This window comes from Halomonas cupida (genome assembly GCF_900142755.1).
Taxonomy (GTDB): Bacteria; Pseudomonadota; Gammaproteobacteria; order Pseudomonadales; family Halomonadaceae; genus Halomonas; species Halomonas cupida.
Genome location: NZ_FRCA01000007.1, coordinates 94,013 through 115,203, shown reverse-complemented (window position 1 = coordinate 115,203; position 21,191 = coordinate 94,013). Strand labels below are relative to the sequence as shown.

17 protein-coding genes and 1 pseudogene are annotated in these 21,191 nt (G+C 53.7%); 4 read left to right on the top strand and 14 right to left on the bottom strand.

The window, feature by feature from the left end:
• Positions 1–15: 15 nt before the first annotated feature.
• The 11 genes from BUE38_RS13655 to BUE38_RS13610 all read right to left on the bottom strand — a co-directional run bounded on the left by BUE38_RS13655 (position 16) and on the right by BUE38_RS13610 (position 9,056).
• A complete protein-coding gene (locus BUE38_RS13655) occupies positions 16–1,842 on the bottom strand; it encodes a DUF4209 domain-containing protein (protein ID WP_084541937.1) in 1,827 nt (608 codons plus the stop codon).
• 111 nt (positions 1,843–1,953) lie between these two features.
• On the bottom strand, positions 1,954–2,928 hold the full coding sequence (locus tag BUE38_RS22605; protein ID WP_143166324.1) for a hypothetical protein: 975 nt from the start codon (positions 2,926–2,928) through the stop codon (positions 1,954–1,956).
• Between the two features lie 348 nt (positions 2,929–3,276).
• Positions 3,277–4,209, bottom strand: coding sequence for a Shedu immune nuclease family protein (locus tag BUE38_RS13645; protein WP_073435771.1), 933 nt, complete (start codon positions 4,207–4,209; stop codon positions 3,277–3,279).
• Between the two features lie 637 nt (positions 4,210–4,846).
• Entirely contained in the window at positions 4,847–5,329 is a 483-nt protein-coding gene (locus tag BUE38_RS13640; protein ID WP_200802184.1) for a LabA-like NYN domain-containing protein, read from the bottom strand.
• Positions 5,330–5,402: 73 nt separating this feature from the next.
• Positions 5,403–5,798 carry a GFA family protein gene (locus BUE38_RS13635; protein WP_073435886.1) on the bottom strand — a complete coding sequence of 132 codons (396 nt, stop codon included), beginning with the start codon at positions 5,796–5,798 and terminating at the stop codon, positions 5,403–5,405.
• Positions 5,799–5,825: 27 nt separating this feature from the next.
• Entirely contained in the window at positions 5,826–6,206 is a 381-nt protein-coding gene (locus BUE38_RS13630) for a VOC family protein (RefSeq protein WP_073435769.1), read from the bottom strand.
• A gap of 178 nt (positions 6,207–6,384) precedes the next feature.
• Entirely contained in the window at positions 6,385–6,537 is a 153-nt protein-coding gene (locus tag BUE38_RS22600; RefSeq protein WP_174788039.1) for an NYN domain-containing protein, read from the bottom strand.
• The gene (locus tag BUE38_RS13625; RefSeq protein WP_073435768.1) at positions 6,537–7,247 is read right to left on the bottom strand and encodes a class I SAM-dependent methyltransferase; all 711 of its coding nucleotides are present in this window, start codon (positions 7,245–7,247) and stop codon (positions 6,537–6,539) included. The genes BUE38_RS22600 and BUE38_RS13625 overlap by 1 nt, the downstream gene beginning before the upstream one ends.
• 51 nt (positions 7,248–7,298) lie before the next feature.
• The gene (locus BUE38_RS13620) at positions 7,299–7,937 is read right to left on the bottom strand and encodes a glutathione S-transferase family protein (RefSeq protein WP_073435767.1); all 639 of its coding nucleotides are present in this window, start codon (positions 7,935–7,937) and stop codon (positions 7,299–7,301) included.
• Between the two features lie 71 nt (positions 7,938–8,008).
• Entirely contained in the window at positions 8,009–8,554 is a 546-nt protein-coding gene (locus BUE38_RS13615; protein ID WP_073435766.1) for a DUF4256 domain-containing protein, read from the bottom strand.
• 109 nt (positions 8,555–8,663) lie between these two features.
• Positions 8,664–9,056 carry an NUDIX hydrolase gene (locus tag BUE38_RS13610; RefSeq protein WP_073435765.1) on the bottom strand — a complete coding sequence of 131 codons (393 nt, stop codon included), beginning with the start codon at positions 9,054–9,056 and terminating at the stop codon, positions 8,664–8,666.
• Positions 9,057–9,204: 148 nt separating this feature from the next.
• On the opposite strand from BUE38_RS13610, the gene BUE38_RS13605 reads away from it, so the two are divergent.
• Positions 9,205–9,795, top strand: a complete 591-nt coding sequence (locus tag BUE38_RS13605; protein ID WP_073435764.1) for a GNAT family N-acetyltransferase — start codon at positions 9,205–9,207, stop codon at positions 9,793–9,795.
• Positions 9,796–10,033: 238 nt separating this feature from the next.
• Here BUE38_RS13605 and BUE38_RS23270 read toward each other — a convergent pair.
• Positions 10,034–10,248, bottom strand: a pseudogene (locus tag BUE38_RS23270) (IS5/IS1182 family transposase); the annotation flags it as partial.
• 261 nt (positions 10,249–10,509) lie between these two features.
• Between BUE38_RS23270 and BUE38_RS13600 the strand changes: the two are divergent.
• Entirely contained in the window at positions 10,510–12,021 is a 1,512-nt protein-coding gene (locus tag BUE38_RS13600; RefSeq protein WP_234986977.1) for a hypothetical protein, read from the top strand.
• A gap of 129 nt (positions 12,022–12,150) precedes the next feature.
• Here BUE38_RS13600 and BUE38_RS23510 read toward each other — a convergent pair whose 3' ends face one another.
• Positions 12,151–12,351, bottom strand: a complete 201-nt coding sequence (locus tag BUE38_RS23510; protein WP_371860412.1) for a helix-turn-helix domain-containing protein — start codon at positions 12,349–12,351, stop codon at positions 12,151–12,153.
• 527 nt (positions 12,352–12,878) lie between these two features.
• On the opposite strand from BUE38_RS23510, the gene BUE38_RS13590 reads away from it, so the two are divergent.
• Positions 12,879–19,700, top strand: a complete 6,822-nt coding sequence (locus tag BUE38_RS13590; protein WP_073435763.1) for a LysM peptidoglycan-binding domain-containing protein — start codon at positions 12,879–12,881, stop codon at positions 19,698–19,700.
• 131 nt (positions 19,701–19,831) lie between these two features.
• Here the strand turns inward: BUE38_RS13590 and BUE38_RS22590 are convergent, their stop codons facing one another.
• Entirely contained in the window at positions 19,832–20,017 is a 186-nt protein-coding gene (locus BUE38_RS22590) for a hypothetical protein (protein WP_143166322.1), read from the bottom strand.
• A gap of 90 nt (positions 20,018–20,107) precedes the next feature.
• On the opposite strand from BUE38_RS22590, the gene hemB reads away from it, so the two are divergent.
• Positions 20,108–21,082 (top strand): porphobilinogen synthase, encoded by a 975-nt coding sequence (gene hemB, locus BUE38_RS13585; protein WP_073435762.1) that lies wholly within the window; start codon positions 20,108–20,110, stop codon positions 21,080–21,082.
• Positions 21,083–21,191 lie beyond the last annotated feature (109 nt).

Sequence of the window (21,191 nt, the reverse complement as noted above, 5' to 3'; positions counted from 1 at the left end):
TGTCCGGTGCATTAGTTATTGCCTCTTAGGATTTCCATCCACGATTGAGCGAATAACCAATCTAAGAATCATCCACCAAGCGTAAATGGTATGTATTGATGACGAGGTATTATCGTCCAACAAACCATGGGCCACTTCATTACGCAAATTAAATCCAAGCGCATCTGTAAAAACGCTCTTTATCTCAAAAGTTAAATCTTCGCCGAATAATTTAAGCGCTTCTTTCATCTCCATCAGTGTGCTTAAACCATTCTCATTTTCAATGCCTTTCCTATCAATATTACTCGTATGGGCACCTGCTTCCTTTAACTGTGATCGCACAATATGTTCGGTTTGCGGGCAAAGCAAGTGAATCGCGGCGCCAAATTCGTGTTCAAAACCTAGCCAAAGCGCATATCCCAGTAGCTGCTCTCGACTTTGTGGAACTATAGGCGAGTGGTGACAAGCGGCCACCATAAGCTCTTTTGTAAACCTATGCTCCATAAGCAATTGTCTAAGTGCTGGCAATACTTGACCTTCAACTACAAGCTGAATTTCAATAGAAAACTGTTGCTGAATTTGCCTGCGCAGCGCTGCTTGATTAGCAGGATCATCTTCACCAGCCCCCAAATTCATGGCAGGGGTTTTTGCGATTACACGCCCATCTCTGCTCATATGGCTTGATCCAAATAAGCTGGCAAACAGGCTTTTCTGCATTATTTCTTTCGCGCTTTCACTAAGCTCCTTGTATTTGGGCCCGCTAAATAATCCTGTAAAATACATTAGCGCTTCTACTGAACTTCGCTTCCCCGAAACAAGCTCACTTGATTTCTTCGCAATATCGGAAATGTCGATCCCTTGGGTTTTTACTATACCCATTTCGTCTAAGGAGGCTTTTCCTGAGGCTGCTACTTTGTCACGAATTGATATTATCTTTTCCTCGACGCCATAAGTAGCTCGATTCTTAGTAGGAATGCGGCGATATGCTTGTATAGCGTTTTCATAGAAGGAGTTAGCAACCATATTGCTCCCGCTAGATCGCGAATCTGCTTCTAGCTCGAAACACTCAGCTATCGCAATTAAAGATTCCAGCCATCCATTCTCATCGTCGCATTGCTGGTACTTCTTTGAAGCCAACTCAAAGTACGACCTGGCAGAATGGAAGTCACCATCTCCCAGTAAGTCTTTTGCTTTTCTGTGAAGAGAAACCGCTATATCTTCTTTAAAATCACTATCAATTTTAAGATTATCCAATAAATCCGCTATCCAAAGCGTCATAAATTTGCTTCTTGGATATTCAGAACAAAAGCCTGAAAACAGCTGACTCTTGATCGCGCTCAAGCGATCAAAGTCTCTGATTTGTATACACAGTCGTGCAGCACGTTCCCAACAGTCGTTAACATCACGATGCCATGTTTCATCGTCAATCGGTTGGGAAACATATGAATCTATTGCCACCTTCGCATGCTCTGGTTTTTTTGGTTTTCTTAACAGCCATAGCAGATCGGCGAGTCTTGCCTTTAACAATGGCTCATTGACGTCATTGAGAATTTCCTCAAAAAAGATCAGCTCTTCTTGCGTAAAGTCATCAGGCAGAGCTGATCTACGTCCTGCCTGAAAGTCTTGAAAGTAGGCTTTGAAGGGTTCATTGATACTGCTCGGTGCCAACATCATTGATGCCGATCGTGCTAGCAGATCGAGAGCTTTGGAATGCTCTTTCTTTCCCAGCTCTAACATTTCCTTTGAATACTTCTGCAGACACCTCCTAACCGAAGAGTACCCATAGCGGTCATCTGGTGGGACGTCATAAACCCAGTTGCATTCCAGAAATAGATCTCGAGTTAACTCTAAGAAATTTTCCATAATGACCTTTTTTCTTGGAGAGTCACGTAATTGCATAATGCCCGCAACAGCGGAAATTTAGGAGCTTTAGTGAGTAAATTTTCCGAATGTTTAAGATTGTTATATTTTAATTCACAACAACCTCCAGAAGCACTCTTCGTCAGCGATACAATCAATACCTTTCAGGTTTTTGTCTATATCTTCTAGGAACTTAGCTACTTCTGGATTAAGAGGTGATCGATAGGCAAGCGCGAGAGCAGCAATAAACGCAAACTGCGACACTATTTTCATGTCCTCAAGAAATGCTTTCGTTTCATTAGCAGATGCTTTCCCATAGGTAAGATATATACCATCTCGATAGTTGGCTTTTCCTCTGTATCGAAATGCACAATGCATAAATGCTACTGTTTTAGGAAGCTGCCTATTTCTCTCTTCTTTGGCGATTTTAGTTCGGAAATCACTATAGTCGGCCCTTTTGAGAACCCTCTCTTTGGCTAACCATGTGTAGTATTTTGCATTTCCTGAAAGATACTCCAGAATCATGCCTTTTGCGGCATCTTCATTCTCAGGAAACGATTTACTTAAGCTAAAGCTACTAGCCGATGCATACTTCGGAAGCAACGAGTTATATTTTTCATTATTTACATGCACTGCTTTCATATTCAGAGGGTGTGGCATCTGGTCGCACAAATTTGAACCAAACGCTCGATAAACAGATGCATGGTTATCGTCAACAGATTGACCCGTAGAGCCAAGCATTGATAAAACTGAAAAATATACTGAGTAATACCAGCTAACAATTGCACTAGGAAGCACCCATGACTCTTTGCTGGCATTTTTAGCTGATGTTTGTAGAGCGAGGCAGCCAGTAAGCGATGAGTACAACGACTCAAAAATATAGCTATTATTCAGAGGCGCCAACTTCCTTGGGTATGCAGCCTTAAAATGGCTAACGCAAGATTCAAACTGCTCTTTAGCTGAACTTCCATGCTCGTTTATTATTTCAAAGCGTAGAGCCTTCATCCAATTAATTGTACTTTGCCTAGCAAACGTCGGCACTCGAAGATCATCTTCTTTGATCACTTCCGTGTACAGCCAGTTGTCCATAAGCTCTCCGAAAATGTAATAATTATAATTTTCCACTCTACATAACTTCAATGAACCCGGCGGCGCGTTCATTCAGGTTACACAGCCCATCACTCACGATCTACCCCCATTGAAATTAAAATGAATTAAGCATAAATAGGCGAAATAATATAGATTATCGTGCCGGCTGCATAACACGGCTGAATCAGCATGCCGCTTTCGCAGTAAGGGCCGCTTTGGGTCCATAGCGCCTAAGCATGAGCATTGCTGTTTCGGCCAGAAGCTGCCTTTTAGTCGTCTCTGATATAGCGCCTGGCTTTGCGGCGTGCCGCAGCGCAGGCACGTACGGCAACAGCCACTTGTTAGGCATTACTTGACCATATCCAGAATATCTTGTGTTTTTTGGAATAGCTCATCGTAGGTCAGTATTTCAACATTTGTAGTGCTATTCCTGAATAACTCAAAAGACTTATATTGCGTAGCTTCTTGTAGCTCTGACTCTAACGTACCAGCAATAACAAGACACTTTGGGTTAAAGGCACTAAAGGTATCACTGCCATCATTATGGCTTAACTTATAATACTCTTTTATTAGTTGGTCTTTGTAATTAAGAACCTGAACAAAGGAGCCGGATAACTCTTCACTAATAGAGTAAGCATTCCCTCTATACTTTTTCCCTAATAACTTGGTCTTTGGCGTCTTGATTTCTACTAGCACTATGTTTCCTGTAAGCTTACTTGCATAGATGAAATCAACAAGATTACCACCTGAATTGCTTATGGATTTACCACCTACGTAGCATTTACTACCCAGCTGGAACATGCTTTGAGGAAATACCTGAGATAACACTGAAGGACATTTTTTAAGTAAGTTTTGCCAAACCTCTTCAGATGGATTTTCACTGTTATTTCGCCATACCCCTAAGGCCTGCTCTAAAGATATTTCCACCTCATCGTCTAACTTAACTTCCGCAAACTCTTTCGACGAAGAAATTATACCTGAAATATTTTTTAGATGATCTTCTCTTGCTTTTTTGAGCCATTCAGCTGAGTAAATTTCTGGCTGTCTATCGACGATAACATGGTGATTTGGACAAAGTAGAAGATAGTTATCAATCTCAAGTAGAGAAGTTTCATTTTTAGATGGGTTGTGTCTCGGCCCATGCGAATGAACAGCTTCAATCGAAGCCAATTGACCGATAAATGATGCTCCGTCGAGCATGAGATTTTGCTCACAGCCAGGAAATGAGCACTTGTAGCCACTAAGTACCGCTAGCTCCCTTTTAGCTTTTGCACTTAGCATGAGCCTTCTTTGCACTTTTCTTCCCTCAATTTCTCAGTCTGATTTTGCCTAACAGTGATTATACACCCCTCTACATAACCTCAATGAACCCGTCGGCGCGTTTCTGCGGGTTATACAGCCCTTTGTTCACGATCTACCCCATTGAAATTAAAATAAATTAAGTATAAATAGGCAGCATAGCATAGTTTATCGAGCCGGCTGTATAACACGGCTGAAACAGCATGCCGCTTTCCCCGGAAGGGCCGCTTCGGGTCGGAAGCCGTCACCCAAGCAAGCCACAGCCATGCAGACTTTCGAGCTTCCAAGCCTCACAACGCTCGCAAAATTTATCCAATATGTCTCTTTTAGCAGACAGTAATGCTTATGGCCACTTTTCGGTACAGTTATTCATCAACCTGCAGCCAACGAGGCTGGCCAGATGGTCTTAAAAAAGGGTAGCAGGGGGCCGTTAAGGAGTTGTAGGGTGAGCAGCCACTCACTTCCAGCCGGAGCAGCAGCATAGGCCCGCGCTACCCATCCGCTGGTCGGTTTGCACTGTCACTGGTGGGAACATTCTCGATGCCAAACGGGCGCTACCTTCAAGGCAACCGACCTTGAAGCCGTGATGGAGCATGGCTGGTCCGAAGGTTGGTAGGCGTCAGCTCAACAGCAGCTCACCGTCGATGGGAATGAACCTGTTGGCGGCTTTGATCAGTGAGTTTGCGGTAAGGCTGGAGACACCGTACACCTCGACATGCTTGCCTTTATCGATTCTCAGCTTGTCGACCAGCAGTGCAAAATCTCCGTCGCCGGTGACGAGTATCAGGCTGTCCGCGTTATCGGCGTACTCGAGTGCATCAATGGTGATGCCAACGTCCCAGTCGCCCTTGGCAGAGCCGTCGGCCCGTTGGATAAAGGGCTTGAGCTTCACCTCAAAGCCGATGGCGCGCAGGATATTCTGGAACTCGTATTGCTTCCTGTCGCCACGATCAATGGCATAGGCGATAGCCTTGACGATGTTGTAGTCCGCGGCGACCCCCGACCAGAATCGGTTGTAGTCGAAGTTGCGGCGAAAGGCCTGGCGGGTGGTGTAGTACACATTCTGCACATCGACCAGGATCACAACGTTTCTTTTCATCATCCGACACTCTCGTAAGTACGCTTGGCAAACCATACATGAACTGATGCTGCCTGTTGGTCGAATATGCCTTGAGCTATCGATCCGCTGGGTGGTTTGTCCCATCGCTGGTGGGCACGTTCTCGATGGCAAAGGGGTTGATACCATCGAGGCACCCGACATTGAATCCGTACTGGTGCGGGGTCGAGCGGGTCTTGTGGTGGGTGTAGATGCCGCAATTGGAGCAGAAGTAGTGCTCCGCCACCTGGCTGTTGAACTGGTAGGCCTTGAGGTGCTCGGTGCCCTTGAGGATACGTAGGCCATCCAATGGCACATAGCCCATGACGGCGCCCTTGCGCCTGCAGATCGAGCAGTTGCATCTCTTCAGGTCCATGAGGCCATCGGGCAGGTCAAGCTCCAGTTCCACCAGGCCGCAGTGGCAACAGGCTCGGTGTCTGGGCTGTATCTCCACGCCGCCGATGTGTTTGAGCACTGAGGCACCTCGCATTATACGGGCTTGTTATACGGGCTTGCTGGACACGTGACTGGAAAAGAACGTGATGACATGTCCAGCGGGCTCGCGGACGGTAAAGGTCTCATGGTCGATTTCCGGGCGCGGCTCGATGGGGGAGGTCGCAAGTCCCTGTGACGTCAGTCGCTGATGCATCTCGTGCAGGTCATCCACCATGAGGTCGAAGGCCGCGTCACCTGCTGTGACGCTGTCATCCTGCATCAGGATCAGGTGCGTGCCCCCACGCAACTCGTAGACGGATATCTTGGGCCCATCAAAGATGGGCCGCATGCCAATGGTGCGCATGAACTCGGCGGATGCTTCCATCCGGTCAGTCTGCAGTACGATGTGTGCCACGCTCACTGCAGGGCGTTGGTCGTTTGTGTTCATTTCGGGACTCCCATGCCCACCGCATCTGTGCCCCTGAGACGAGGCCGTGGGCGCGTTGGAAAGGTTGTCGCTAAAGCCTCCTTGCCCCATGATAGACGCCGTTTCCGATGTGGGAAGCATGCCAACACTGATAAAGAGAGCTTGAGTGAAGGAGCTGTCGGGAGCCGGTTGGTGGGTGTCAGTTCAACAGCAGTTCTGCGTCGATAGGGTTGAACTTGCTGGCGGCTTTAATCAGTGAATTGGCGGTAAGGCTGGGGACACCATACACCTCGACATGCTTGCCTTTATCCTGGCGCAGCTTATCGACCAGGATCACAACCTTGTCTGTCATCAGCAGATACTCTCGGAATTGCGCTTGGCGAACCAGGCGTGGATCACCCCGGATTGGAAGAACTGAACCGGTGTCGCAAAGCCGCCAGCCTGGATGATAGTTGCGGTTTCGGTGGGCGGAAGAATGGCGACATCCTTGGCATAAGCCTCCATTATCCTGCTCAGGTCCTCGGCGGACAGATTGGCTCCGGACATGACGCGTTGCCATACTTCCAGCAGTAATGGATATTCTTCGGAGCTGGTGTCTGATGCCAAGTCGGCGTTAGCCAGTATGCCGCTCGGTTTGAGTCTGGCAGCAATCTCCTTGAAGAATGCCGAACGAGAGTCCCTGTCCAGAATGAACTGGGAAACCAGCAAGCTGGTCGCGGCATCAAAGCGCGGCACTTCAGGGAGCGAGTCGAGATATCCTTCATGGAAGGAGCAGCGTGATGTTATCGATGCTGCTTCGGCAGATTGTCTGCAAACGTCGAGCATCGGACCCGAAGGCTCAACGGCGGTGAAGTGCCAGCCTGGAAACCGGCTGGCGAGATGGAGCAGTTCCCTGCCTGTCCCAGCTCCAACACATAACATTCGAGCATCCGCTGGAAGTTCGGCGAAAACGGACTCAAGAAGGAAGTACAGCCCATCATTGATGGGCGCCATTCTTGTCCACTGAGTGTTGTAATTCGAGGCCTGCTGATCGAATAGCGCCTTGAGTTGTTCCTGATTCATGAGCTTCCTTCTCTGTATCTCTATGGGCTTTGGTTCTCGTGCTCAGTCGCATCAGTCCGCTGCGGCGAAATGCGCCATCTGGTCAGCATGTGCTTTCACGAAGGCCGGGCGAGCGACGGCGCGGGCGATATAATGGCGGCAGGCGGGGGAGGCTTGCAGTCCGTCGAAGCGGTCGACAAGGCGCAGCACATCCACCATGACAATGTCGGCGATGGAGAAGGTGTCGGCAAGCCATTCGTGTTGGGCGAGCACCGGCTCCAGGCGTTCCAGCCGTAGTTTGAGAAAATCGTCCAGAAACTTCCACGCCGGTGTATCACCGTTATCACCCGAGAAGTTCAGTAGCGCCCAGGGCAGGCTGGCCATCTCCACGGAATTGAGGGCGGCGAACAGCCACTCAATCGCCTTGCTACGATGGAGCGGATCGGCGGGCAGAAGGGTGTCACTGAGACTCCCCAGATGCAGCAGGATAGCGCCGCTCTCGAAGATCGAGAGGTCGCCATCGATCAACCACGGCACCTGGCCGAAGGGCTGATGCGACAGGTGCTTGGCACTGCGTTCGTTGAACGGCACGCTCTCGACGCGGTAGGGTAACCCGGCTTCCTCCAGTGCCCAACGTATTCGCAGGTCACGTACAAAGCCCCGTGGCAGCTCGGGTACCCAATCGAAGGTGGTGAGAATCAGAGTGCTCATTCTGTGTCTCCTGCTGTTGGCGTCAGTGCTGCCATCCGGTTACTTGAGGGCGCGTCGAGATGCGCGATGGCCTACACGCGCAACAGGCCCCGGAAGCCGCGTGCGCCATAGTAGGAGTCGGCGCCATTGTGATAGGTGAAGACCGCGCCGTAGCGGTAGTCGCAGAACAGGGCGCCGCCGCGCTTGCGGATCTCGTCGGGGGTGGCGATCCAGCTTGATGTCTTGGCATCGAAGACACCGAGTTGCTGAAGATCGCGGTACTGGGCTTCTGTCAGTATCTCGATGCCGATTTCCGCCGCGACATCGAGGGCGCAGTTCTCCGGCTTGTACTTCTTGCGTGCCTCCAGCGCCTCGCGGTCGAAACACAGGCTGCGGCGTCCGCTGGGGCTCTCCGCCGAGCAGTCGATGAACAGGTATTCACCGGTCTTCGGGTCATGTCCCACCACATCCGGCTCACCACCGGTGCGCTCCATCTCGTGCAGCGCTTTCAGTTTGGCGGTCTTGCCCGTCAGCCTTTCCAGCACCTTGTCCCAGTCAAGGTCCTGATGCCGTTCCTTATGCTTGTCGAAGCGCTCCTGCAGGGTCTGAAGAAGCTCTTCACGCTGCTGTGCCTTCATGGTGATGATCCTGTTGTGAAAGACGATTCTGTGGTGAAAGATGATTCTGTGGTGAAAGATGATTCTGTTTTAAAAATAGTCGCTGGCAATATAGCTCAGTCATCCGACTTTATTGGCGCTTGGCCAGTTTCTGGTGCCATGCCCGAATGGATCTTGCGTAGCCGGCGGGTAGATTGCTCGGGAGGTTGTCCACGGGAAAGGTCTCGATCCGGCTGTGCTCATGGCTTACCACGGGATGGAAGGGGCCGGACAGGTGGCATCCATAGGTGACAATGAAGACGTGCCGGTCGGCAATTACCTCGAACAGATAACTATCAATGATGTCCCGGGCGCGGACATCGACGCCAAGCTCCTCCTTGAACTCCCGTTCCAGGCCTTCCTCGGAGCTCTCTGCAAGCTCGATACGGCCACCCGGCAACTCCCATTCGTCGCGATCATTGAGTGCCAGCACCACTTCGTTGGATGGGAGCAGCAACACACCTTTGATGGATACGGGAAACACAGCGGATTCTCCAGGTTGATCATTTCTAAAGGGGGACGCGCCCGGCGTAGAACGCGGCGAGAGGAGATGGTCGAGATCTTTGCGCCTCATTCCTGACGGAGGCACTATAGCCTCGTGAACGCGATATCTCCTGTACGAGGAATTGGATATGGACATCACACTTCTCCCCTTGCCTGTGAAGACCCGGCGGCTGACCCTGCGGCGCTTCGTGGCAGACGACTTCCCATCCTACGCAGACTATCACTCGCGACCTGAGGTCTATCAGTACCTCTATACCAGCCCTCCTGAAGGCAATGCACTACAAGCACAGTTCGACAACACCCTTGGCGGTGCGTTTGCCAAGGATGGCGATGCCCTTCATCTAGCGGTAGCCAACGAGAGCGAGGATATCGTCGGTGAAGTGCTGTTGAAGCTGGCCAGCAAGGAAGCCTGTCAGGCAGAGGTCGGTTATATCTTCCATCCGGGCTTTACCGGCAGGGGATATGCCACGGAGGCCGTATCGGCAATGATTGACCTGGGCTTCAACGACCTGGGATTTCATCGGATATTCGCCCGACTCGATACACAGAACCAGGGGTCCGTTGGTGTCGTGGAGCGACTGGGGCTGCGTCGCGAAGCCCACCTGATGGAAAACGACCTCTTCAACGGCGTCTGGGGCGATGAGTATATTTACGCCACTCTGGCCCGAGAGTGGAACCGAGAGGGCCGTGGAGATCCTCAACCATCGGATCTGGAATAACTGGTCCCGATACCGGGCCCTTAATACCAAACCCCGGCACCAGGCCCCCAATCCTGCGTCAGGACACTGTGATCTACTCCATGGTCTTCTCCGAGCTCTGCAAGGAGCCGCTGAGCAATTCATCGCTGGACGGTTGATGCGCTCAGCGCTGCTGATTCAATGTTGCAGCGGCCATGTTCCGACCTATTCGAGTTGTTGGTTTCCCTGCCGGGCGAGGTTGCCGGCTGGCAGGGCTGCTTCAGGACGTACTTGTCTCATCAACTCGGCCCTCGCATCGCGTCCCCAGCACCAGAATGGCCGATCCCAACAGGCTGAATCGCTGCGCCTGCTCCTGGCTAGCCCCTGGTAGCGCACCGTTCGATAGCCGAAGACGTTCTTGATGACATGAAACAGGGGCCCGACCGTGGCGCGGATGCTGGCCTTGGCATTCTCGTACTCCAGTAGCAGCGCTTCCTTAAGGAAAATGGCCTAAGTAGAGTCGAACTACTATGGTCAATAAGTACTAAATTAATAATAGTTTTGTACTAGGGTGCGTCGGCATGCCGTTGCTTCCGCGTAGGACGCTGCTACCGCCAGGGCCTTCTGCATTCGCTTCGAAGGTGTGCGGTGCACCCGGGGCAGTATCCGATCGATGTTCTCATCGACCCGCCCCGTCCCGGACCGAACGCAGCGGATCCGGGAAATCCCCAGCAGGTGGAACTGAAGGAGATAACTATGAAAAAGCATGCATTAGGGATCGCTTCTTTCGTCATGGCTGCAGCTTCGCCCGGTATTTGGGCATCGGAGGAGGCGACTCATGACGAGGACATCGCCAGCGAAGCCCCGTTCTTGACCATGACGGCGCAGAATTTGAAGCTGGCGGACTCTCCCATTCACCCTTTTATCAACTCTGCATTACCCGACCCACCACAGGATGTTTATTCAGGGCCTTTGTTTCAACTGAGACATGACTATCCGGAAGACCCGCCGTCAACACCAACGCTGCCCTGGAAGGAGGTCACCAATAACGGCCGTATTACGACTGAAAATTCGCTGGAATATGTTGATGCGTTGAAGCAGTACGTTTCAGACGATATGCGGCAGTTGCTTTATAACTATGAGCAATGGAATCCAAGCGAAGCGCCCTGGTGGGAGTCTATCTGGTTGGGCTCAGAGCGTGAGCCGATCCATGGATTTTATGTTGGCTCAGGCTTTCCTGCCGGAACCTTGCCTGAGCAAGATCTCGATTTCACAACCTATGTATTGACGCTATACGACGAAGCGGCCGCGGCCACGTTGGGAAATATATGGGGAACCACGCTTGAAAGTGCTCATAATCCAAACTTGAATACCGCGGATGCGCAATATGCCGAGGGTAGCGTTATTGTCAAGTTCGCTTTTGTGACGACATGTGGTGCTGACTGGGCGCCAATGGACGGCACAGTGTCCTGGCCTATTTACTCAACCTTGAATGAAAGCAATGGGTCGGGAAATAATCCTCAGGCTTCAAACTGTCCCAACAACGGCTCGGAAGGTTCTCCAACTGATCCCGCTCTGACCAATGTTTACCTGATGCAGTTTGATATTATTGTCAAGGATAGTCAGGCTGCTCCTGAAACGGGTTGGGTATTCTCAACGTTAGTCTATGACAAGAGTGCACAGGGAGATGATGCCTGGGATAAAATGATCCCGTTGGGTGCCACCTGGGGCAATGATCCGAATATCGTCAACACATCCAGTTCAGCCTTGACGCCTCCAGTGACGGTGAACACAGACCTGGAGCAGAACTGGATCAATCCTGACTCTCCAGCGTATGCGACAGCGACGCTAGGTTGGGACGGACGTCTTTCGGGGCCCAACGACGGTGCAGTGGTTACGCCTGCATGGGCAGGTAGCCATTATTACCCTGAAGGCCTGGCCTCTGCCGGTTGCCTGGGGTGTCATAGTAGTGCGCAATATCAACAGAAGTCCTTCTTGCTGCCTTCAACGACTTACCCGCCCAGAACATCGAATGCACCGGGCTCGGGTGCAAAAGCCCTGGTCCTGAATGAACCGGGATCGGAAGCCTGGATGAAATGGTTCCAGAGCCGCCCGGGAACAGACGCCATGGATCCGGGGGCTGAGCAAGTTGGCCTGGATTACGATATGGTGACGTCATTTAAAGCCATTCCCATGTGGCAAGCAGCGATGGAAAATATGCAAAAGGACGATGCAGAGAACGCTTCTTTGGAGCGGGTGACAAATTAGCCATGAATTTTGGCGAGTTGTTAACCTGGCATGCTTTCATGTTGGGTTAATCGCGGCACAGGGACGTGCCGACGAAAATCAAATCAATCAGGATGGGCTGTTTGATTGTCATGTGAATAACGGGAGACGTTATTGACTTTTGGTTCGCAGCGCCTGGCTCAGCCGAGTTGGGCGCTGACCGTGCCCAGAATGCGCAGCGTAACGTCTACCGCGCTCCTGGTTGCGTCGTATCTCTCGACTGATGGTCGAGGGAGAGCGCTCCATCAATCGATCGATCTGTCTCATGCTTGCGCCTTGGACAAGACTGACCTGGGTGGTCAGGTGTTGCACTCAGTTTCTGTGGCCAGGACCATTGCTCTGTTATGCCGGTCTGTGGACTGAACCGTAACCAGTGTGAAGCGAATAGTCCGGCGCAAACCACATAGCAGGAATCGCACCAGAGAAAGGCAGGAGCCCGTATTCGCAACGTACCCAATGCCTGCGTGGTCTCGGTATCCGGAGTGTTGCCTGATACCTATCGGGCTCGGGTATGGCGCTATGTTCTGTCAATGGTGTGGTGCGATTGCTGTGTTAACTGGATTGTGTCGCTTGATCGAAGTTTTTTTCTGCATGGGTGCGTGCGCGTAACTATATTTCCGGCATGAATGTGAGGTTTTTCCTTGTCCGGGAGTTCGCCGTGGCATGGGGAATTGCTTGTGTAGAAAAAACTTAATGAAAAAGGAGTAAATCTTTCACTTTTTCCTGTCTGTAGGTCTAGATTGATTCAGAGCCCCATCCCTGAGGCAGGGAAGGCCTTGCTCGACCGATGACTGATGGTCGATGGCCTTCGCCCCTCGGGACCAGGAAGGAGAAGTGCTTTGATCAATCTGGTACGCAGTGTCCATCAACTGTTCCGGCCCGACGCCGCGGATACGTTTTCCTCGATCCTCGGCTCGGCGATTTTCAGCAGGATCCAGAGCCCCCCTCCGTCACCTCCTACGCCACCTCCTACGCCGAGATACACCCCGGCCTTTGATGCTGAGCCTGCCTGGAATGCAGGTTTCCAGGCGCCGGTCTTCCACTATCAGCCGCCTTTGAATAATGGCGAGGGGCTGGGCGTCTATTCGCCCAGTTACTCACAACCGTTGCTGGCCCAGCAGACCAACCTCCCTTATCTGGACAATGATCCCTTCCAGACCCAGTACCCGCTCCTCGACACCAGCGGTCAGGGGCCAACATTTGACGTCACCCAGGTCGATAACCCAGGGACCGACAATGGCAATGGTCTCAGCGCCGATGATGCTGAGGCCATTGCCTCGGATATCGCCGATGGTAAAAGCATTGATCAGGTCGCCGACGACTATGAGATCAGCCGCGAGGAGATCCTCGAACAGCTCGAAGCGGATGGCCTCGACGTCGATATCACTGAGTCCGATGACGGCCAGGAAAGCACTACCGAGATCAGCGACCCGGAAAGCGGTGACACGGTTGCCAAACACGAGAGCACCGAGCAGCAGGATGGTGTCGTCGTCGAGGAAATCACCGATGCCGATGGCGAGACCACCACCGCGGTGATCGATGAACAAGGTCGGCGCACTGAGTTGAAACCCGAGCAGGACACCACTCGCGAGGGAATCAACGACATCGTCGAAGGTGTTGCCGACGGCCAGAGCATCGAGGAAATTGCCGAAGCCCAGGGGCTGTCCCCCGAGCAGGTGGTCGCCCAGGTCGAGGCCGCTGGTTACGAATACGAAACGGGGACCGAGGGGGAAGGTCCAGCCATTACCTCGACGACACGCATTACGACTGAAGACAGTGGAGATGAGGTCGTCAGCCATGAGGCAGGTCCCTCTGGGGCCACCACGTCGGTGGTGACCGACACCAATGGCAACGAGACTCGACGTACCGAGAATCGTGATGGCAGTACCACACAAACGGTCAGCGAGCCGGATGGCCGTGAGACGACGACCCGTGTGGATGCCGATGGCAAGACAACCACAGAAGTCACGGACAACGGTTATACCCTGATCACCCCGCCAGATGGCGATCTGACCTTGCGCCGCGACGAGGATGGCAAGGAATTCACTATTGCCCGGGGTACGGAGGAGCAATCTCTAGCGGAGGAGGTGCTCAAGCTCAATCCCGATGATTCGCAAGAGGACAAGGTGCTCCAGGCGGTCATCGAGGAAATGCTGGTGGATCGCACCGATGACGGCAAGATCAAGGATATCGAGGACCTGAAAACCGACCTTGGGGATAAAGAAGAGGCCGTTCAGAGTGCCATCGATGAGATCGTCGGTGAGGATGGTGATGAGAGCGATGTCATCAAGGAGGGTGAAAACACCAGCGACAGTGATCCCCTGGGTATCCCGCCAGACGAGGAAACTTCCAATGGTGAGGCCTGGGTCCCGATGCAGTATGACGGCAAATGGGTCTGGGTGGACCCAGGCCTGGTCGAGCCTCTTGAGGCGGCGGAGACTGCGCGTGTTGCCCTGACTCAGGCACAGGCAGAGGCCTGGCAACATCAGGAACAGGTCAATGTCTATGCGCTGGATCCGGATAATGAAGCGACCATGGACAATGTAAGCGAGCGGATCAATGAGTTGATCGCTCCCCATGGCCTGCGCTGGGACCCTCAGAAGCCTGAGGGAAGCCTGGCAGAAGCTCAGGAACGCCTGGAAAACGCCAATACCTGGATCGACTATCTCGATCTGCAGGAAGAGTACCGGGGCCTGCAGGAGGAAGCCAACGGGCTCAAGGAAGACGCCCTCGAGATCTATGCCAACGACGAACGCTTCGAGAAGTATTTCCAGAAAGACGGTTTCGAGGATGTTACCGAGAGAGGTCCGCAAAATTCCATCAAGGAAACGGAGCATACGGGAGAACTACTGTACCAGTCCGTCGTGGAAAAGGATGGGCAGCTATACCTGCGCAATGTCTATGCGGATCGTGATGAGCCCTTGCTTGTTCCGACTCCGCTGACGCGGGATCCTGCCGAGAATGCCAATGGATTGTCGGAAGCCCAGCAGGAACTCAATCAACAGTGGCATGAGCTGAAAGTCGGTGACGAGCCAGGGCAGTTGCAGGACGATGCACTGGCTGCTTTCCGCGAAGCCAACCCCAAGTATTTCGATCCTGACGGTTACACGAAAGAACCTCAGGGACGAGGAAATTACGCTCCAGAGACGGGCGAGTTGACGGATACCAGGGTTGTCGAGCGCGATGGCCAGCTCTATGTCGTCAATACCTATGGCGAAGGCTACGACAGGAATGAGGTAGAGAAGCCGCTCACCTATGCGCCAGGCGAGGAGCCCGAAGACCTGACTCAGGCACAGCGTGATGCCAACCAGGCCTGGCAGGATTTCGCTCAGGAGCGGGACATCAATCCAGACCTTGAAACACGCATGCTCGAGGATGTGCGCGACCGACACCCCGATTACTTCAAGTCTGAGGGTTTCACCAAAGTCACACCGAACCGGTCAGGACCTCCGAATGAAGACCCCAGTGGCGCCTTGCAGGATCAGCAGGTCGTCGAGCGCGATGGTCAGCTCTACCTTGTCAATACCTACGAGAACTGGGATGAGCCCCTGGAAGTCCCGCTGACCTATGAACCTGGCAGCAGTGAATCACCGACACGCACTGAAACCCAGCAGCAATTCGATGAGGACTGGGCGAGCTGGAAAGACATCCGTTATAGCGGGGATGGCAGCCTGGTGCAGGTCTCTCGGGAGCTTGCCGATGCAGAGCGTACGCTCACTGAAATAGGCATCGAGCAGGATCGCGGGACTGCGGCGGCGCTCGAGGATGCCAATCCTGATCGGGAACAGGCACTCGACGATGCCATCGACGAGCATGGCGAGGGCTCGGTGGTGCCGGGCGGCGAGGACGCCGAACAGGTCGAGATCGATGGTGAGATGCGTTGGGTTCATCCAGAAGTGGCCGAAGCACAGCGCGAACTGGTCGCGGCGCGTAATGCGCTGAACGACGGTGAGGATATCCTCGCGCGGGCCAGAGAGCTGTACGGCGAGCAGCAACCGGAGCATCTCGACCCCGATGGCTTTACCGAGTGGGAAACGTATGGCAATCAAACGCTCCCCAAGCCAACCGGTGACTTGAATGGAGAGGGAAAAGAATACTTCGTCGACGAGAATGGCCAGCTGTGGCTAAGGAACCGCTACGAAGATCGAGATGACCCTTATGAATTCCAGCTGACCTATGCCCCTGGCGAGACCCAGGAGGGACGCACGGAGGCCGAACAGGAGCTCGATCAGCAGTGGGCCGACTGGTGGGCAGAGCATGCAGGCGACAAGGGAGATCCATTGAAGGATGTGCAGCAGGAGGTCAACACTGCTGAAACCGCGAGCAATGACGCATTGGAAGAGCATGGCAGCGGCACGACGGAAAAGCTGACCGATACTTTTGATGAAGATGTGACGCCGGTACTGGTGACGCTGGAAGGCGAACAGCGCTGGGTGCACCCCGATGTGGCGATGGCACTTCAGGAGTTGAACACCACCAGCAACGATCTGGCGTCGACCCGGGCCGGCATCGAAGAATCGCAACTGGCACTGGAAGAAGCAGATTATCGCTCGGCGAGGCCGTCGACCTGGAAGCTGGTCGATGACACCTACTCGATCGAACATGAAGGAGAGGTCACAGCCGCGTGGCAGATGGAAGATGCCTATCTCGACGCCAATGGCACCCACGGTGCGCTGACGCAGGCAAGGCGTGACCAGGTAGAAACCCAGACGGCGTTGCTTTCGACACAGATCGGCCTCACCGAGGCAGGGCTCGACGGTAATGGTCTGGCTACAGGTGATGTACCTCTCACAGGGAGTACCGGGCTGCAAACTAGCGTATCCGACTTGCGTCAGGCACTGACAAGCACTGAAGCAGTCGGTGAGCAGCTGGATGAAGCGGGCAGATGGAACGACTTCCTGCGTGACGAGTCGCTGGCGGATCGTCTTGATCCGGAACAGTGGCAGGATCAACAAAATCGCTTCTTCGAAGAGAATCCCGAAGTGGCTGAGGAAGCCATCGAAGGGCGCCTGGATGGCCTGCCGGCTACGCTATCCATGGACGACGAGGACGCTCGGCAGCGGATCAATCAAGCGCTAGGTGGGGGAGCATCGGAGGATGTGAATTCGGATGTGGTGGATCCGGTGATCGACCAGATCCGCGATATCGCTGGTGATGATGCCGAGGTCGACATCATCCCGCTTCTCTATCGCGACAGCAGTGAAGGGGTGCGTGATACCGCACTGTTCAGATTCGAGGATCAGGATGGCAAGACCTGGCTGGTCGATGAGAGCGGCAGCAAGTACCGTAACTTTGATGATTACCGCCACAACAATTACCTGTCCGACAGTGGCCATATCTATGCCCCGGAGGACCTCAACCGGCTGACCGATGCTTCTGGCGACGTCAGATACGAGTGGCTGCAGGCCAGGGAGCTGAGCTTCACTGAAGAATGGCTGGATCCTGTCATCGGCATTGGTACCGGTATTGCCACGGTGGCCTCTTTTATTCCCCCGCTGGCACCGATAGCGGCACCGATAGCCTTCGCCGGAGGCGCCTACTTTGGCGCCCGCAGCGCTCATAACCTGCATGAAATGCATGAGTATGGCCGGCCGCTGGCCAGCACCGAAGGCCTCATGCAAGGGGCGATGCTGGTGACCTCTGTGTTGCCGATGGGAGCCAGTGCTTTCCGATTTGCTGGACTGGCTCGGACAGGAACACCGGTCGGTGTGTCAGCGAGAACCAGTATCGGTGCCGTCAATACCTCGCAAAAGCTCACGAGTCAGAACTCCGTATACCGAGAGGCTGCTGACCAGCTAACTGTGAATAACCTTGCGTTCAATACAGCGAAAGGCCTCGACCGGGCCGCGATGGGGGTCGGCATCCCGTTGATGGGCTATTCCGGTTACAGCATCCTGACGAACTGGGATGACATGACGGGGCTGGAAAGAGCTGATGCTCTGGCGGGATTGGGCAGCGGCATCTTTGGTGTCGGCATGAGCGCAAAGTCGTTGAGAGCTTCGCGCCCAGATTCGCAGCCTGCCGGTCCACTCATCCCGGACAAGTTGTTTTCTCGGCATGGTGACGCCACTCCGCCGGAAAAGATGTCTCGTCTGTATCGACTCAATGATCTGAATGTCTTGAATCAGGCCTCGGTGGATGGTGCCTTGCCACCGGGGCATCATGTGCACTTCGTTCAACCAGAACGATTGGGGGCCAGTGGTTTTGTGTTACACGAAGGGAAAGTACGGCGTGGCGGGTTTGTGGGCGAGAGTGGGCATATCAACAAGAATAATGTTGATCGTAGCAAAGGACCGAAAGGGCCTATGGAGCCGGTCACTTTTACCATGACTCGTAGTGACACCGGCCGTCAGACCGTCCAGCTCCATGGAAATGGCCGGGTACTGCATAGCGAACATTTCGACGGTGAAGTCTATGTGCTGGTGACCGACAAGTCGGCTAACCAACTTGGTAGGGCGATCAACCCTGATAAGCAAGGCTATAAAGCCGAACCCCACGACTTCGCCCTCTATAACGGCAGTAACGGTACCTGGTTATCGGCGCGAAGCCATGAAAACGCGATCCGTACCTTGTTGTTGAGTGCGGGAGCTCTTGGTGCAGGTTTGTCGCTGTCAGGGCCTCCTCAGATATCAATGCCCTTGAACGCCCTGGCATCAGGTGTTCGGGGAGCCAGTTTGTTGACGCGTTCGATGGCCCCCGACGCGACAGCGGTTCATACCGGCCTCGGGAGAACGCTGCGTGGCATCGAGTTTGTTACATTCACCATCAATACTGCAGGGACATTTGGCAATTATGTCACTAACGAGGGTGGAGGAATTAGTTTCCTCATCCCTGATAGCCCCCTCGGTGGATTGGATGCTGGCAAGGACGGAGTCTTTGCTTTCGGTAGTTCTGTGTATCTCGCCAAGGGCTTTCAGGAAGCCGTAACAGGCAGGTCAGCAATGAAATGGGCAGATGACTGGGCATTACCCGCTTTCGTGGCGGGCAGCGTTGAAGGTATGGGATCTAGCCTGGCATCAGGTTGGGGGCCGATGACACTCTACAATTCCATGTCGAACCTTCTGGTCGGAGGTGCATCAACACGCCTATGGTTTCGGGATGCTTCTCTGGGGAAGAAACTTGGAGCCAGACTGGGGGCCCCAGTATCCACCAAAGTTCCCTTCATCGGCGACCTCATGAAAATGCAAAAGCGGGATGTTGCCACGATCATCGGCTTCAGTGGCACCATGATTCCGGGCTCCGTCATGGCGGGAGTGAAGTTTGCCAATGAGCATATGTCGGAGGAGCCGGAAGATATCGATGATGAGCTTCCCGGCTATGTGCCCTCCGACTTCTCTCCCTCCACGGTACCTGTGGTCGATGGTGAGCGCGAGAATGCGACTCCTGTGCTCGATGAGCAGCCTGGAGCCGAGGAAGTGTCTGACCTGGCCGTGGTAGAAGATATCGGTGAGCAACCTGGCGTCGCAGAGGATGGCGGACGCATCAATCCTCTCCTGGAAGGACGATATCCTGTGGTCATTGTGGAACCTGATCAGACCCTGGGAGGGATCGCAGTCCACCAAGGGCGGGATGTCGAACAGGTCGTGATGCTCAACCTGGACCATATCATCGACCCCAACATGCTCTTTCCAGGGGATCGCATTTACTTGCCCGCGGCCTGAGGGCCGTGCTGGACCAGTGCCTGCAACGTCTCCGACATCCTGACAGTCCCGTCATGATTGTTACTCCCTCCATTTTGTTGCCCTTGAGCTGAATACCTCTCATGGCCAGCGAAATGGAGGAAGTAACATGTCTACGCCGAACCTTGAGCACTCATCTCGGCGTCTTCCTTAGCTTGATTAACATGGCAATCAAACAGCTCATCCTGATCGATTTGATTGTCGCCCGCACCACACTGGCGAAGATGCACGGATCTGCTGGTGTGGTGCGGCCTCGCGTCAGCCTGATGGCCGACGGCGACACGTCCCTGTGTCGCCATTCACCCAACATAAAAGCATGCCGGGTTAATATATACTGGTCGGCCGTCATCAAGGTGTTGTCAATCGCCCGATCATTGAAGGAGTGTTGTATGCCTGCTCAATTCCCCCAGGCTCGCCTGCGCCGTTTACGCCGGAGTGAAGCGCTGCGCGATATCGTGCGAGAAACAACCTTGCGCGCAGAGCATCTGGTATACCCGATCTTTGTGGAAGAAGACTGCGATGAATTCACGCCAATTGCCGGTATGCCTGGGCAATCCAGGGTGCCAGAAAGCAAGCTGGCCGACGAAGCGCGCCGCCTGAGCCAGCTGGGGCTCAGAAGCATCATGCCGTTCGGTATTTCGCATCATAAGGATGAGCATGGCAGCGATGCGATGGACGAGAATGGTCTCGTTTCACGCATGGTGCGCACCATCAAGGAAGCTGCGCCGGATATGGTGGTGATTCCGGATATCTGTTTCTGCGAGTACACCAGCCACGGGCATTGCGGCATTCTCAAGGGCAATACTGTAGATAACGACCTGACCATCAATAATCTGGGGATTCAGGCAGTGGCGGCAGCGAGGGCCGGAGCCGACATCATTGCGCCTTCTGCCGCTCAGGACGGCCAGGTCGCGGCGATTCGCCAGGCGCTGGATGCTGCTGGCTTCGACGATATACCCATCATGGCCTATTCCACCAAGCTGGCTTCTGCCCTGTATGGGCCCTTCCGCGAAGCCGCGGGCACCGAACTCAAGGGCGATCGCAAGACCTATCAGATGGACCCGATGAATCGTCGGGAAGCCTTGCGCGAGTCGTTGATGGATGAGGCAGAAGGGGCCGATCTGCTGATGGTCAAGCCGGCACTGGCCTATCTCGACATCATGGCGGATATCCGCCGTAACAGCCTGCTGCCGCTGGCGGCGTATCAGGTCAGTGGTGAATACGCGATGATCAAGTTTGCTGCCGAACAAGGTGTCATCGACGAATCGGCAGTGGTACGTGAAACGCTAGGCTCGATGCGGCGTGCCGGTGCTGACCTGATCATGACCTACTTTGCCCCCCAGTTGCTTGAAGAAGGACTGTGATCTGACAGCGCGGTGCTCATGAGGTGATGGTCGGACTGTCGCGATCACAGGTCCGGCACATGCTGATGGCAATGAGAATGGCGCACCAGTACGCGCAACGCAGCGGTTC

Excerpts from the sequence above, each read along its gene's own strand:
- BUE38_RS13640 (WP_200802184.1), bottom strand. The coding sequence starts at position 5,329 with ATGATGAAAAGAAACGTTGTGATCCTGGTCGATGTGCAGAATGTGTAC.
- BUE38_RS13620 (WP_073435767.1), bottom strand. The coding sequence starts at position 7,937 with ATGAGCACTCTGATTCTCACCACCTTCGATTGGGTACCCGAGCTGCCA.
- hemB (WP_073435762.1), top strand. The coding sequence starts at position 20,108 with ATGCCTGCTCAATTCCCCCAGGCTCGCCTGCGCCGTTTACGCCGGAGT.
- BUE38_RS22590 (WP_143166322.1), bottom strand. The coding sequence starts at position 20,017 with ATGGCGACACAGGGACGTGTCGCCGTCGGCCATCAGGCTGACGCGAGG.
- BUE38_RS13625 (WP_073435768.1), bottom strand. The coding sequence starts at position 7,247 with ATGAATCAGGAACAACTCAAGGCGCTATTCGATCAGCAGGCCTCGAAT.
- BUE38_RS13615 (WP_073435766.1), bottom strand. The coding sequence starts at position 8,554 with ATGAAGGCACAGCAGCGTGAAGAGCTTCTTCAGACCCTGCAGGAGCGC.
- BUE38_RS13600 (WP_234986977.1), top strand. The coding sequence starts at position 10,510 with ATGAAAAAGCATGCATTAGGGATCGCTTCTTTCGTCATGGCTGCAGCT.
- BUE38_RS13655 (WP_084541937.1), bottom strand. The coding sequence starts at position 1,842 with ATGGAAAATTTCTTAGAGTTAACTCGAGATCTATTTCTGGAATGCAAC.
- BUE38_RS13645 (WP_073435771.1), bottom strand. The coding sequence starts at position 4,209 with ATGCTAAGTGCAAAAGCTAAAAGGGAGCTAGCGGTACTTAGTGGCTAC.
- BUE38_RS22605 (WP_143166324.1), bottom strand. The coding sequence starts at position 2,928 with ATGGACAACTGGCTGTACACGGAAGTGATCAAAGAAGATGATCTTCGA.
- BUE38_RS13630 (WP_073435769.1), bottom strand. The coding sequence starts at position 6,206 with ATGAACACAAACGACCAACGCCCTGCAGTGAGCGTGGCACACATCGTA.
- BUE38_RS13605 (WP_073435764.1), top strand. The coding sequence starts at position 9,205 with ATGGACATCACACTTCTCCCCTTGCCTGTGAAGACCCGGCGGCTGACC.
- BUE38_RS22600 (WP_174788039.1), bottom strand. The coding sequence starts at position 6,537 with ATGACAGACAAGGTTGTGATCCTGGTCGATAAGCTGCGCCAGGATAAA.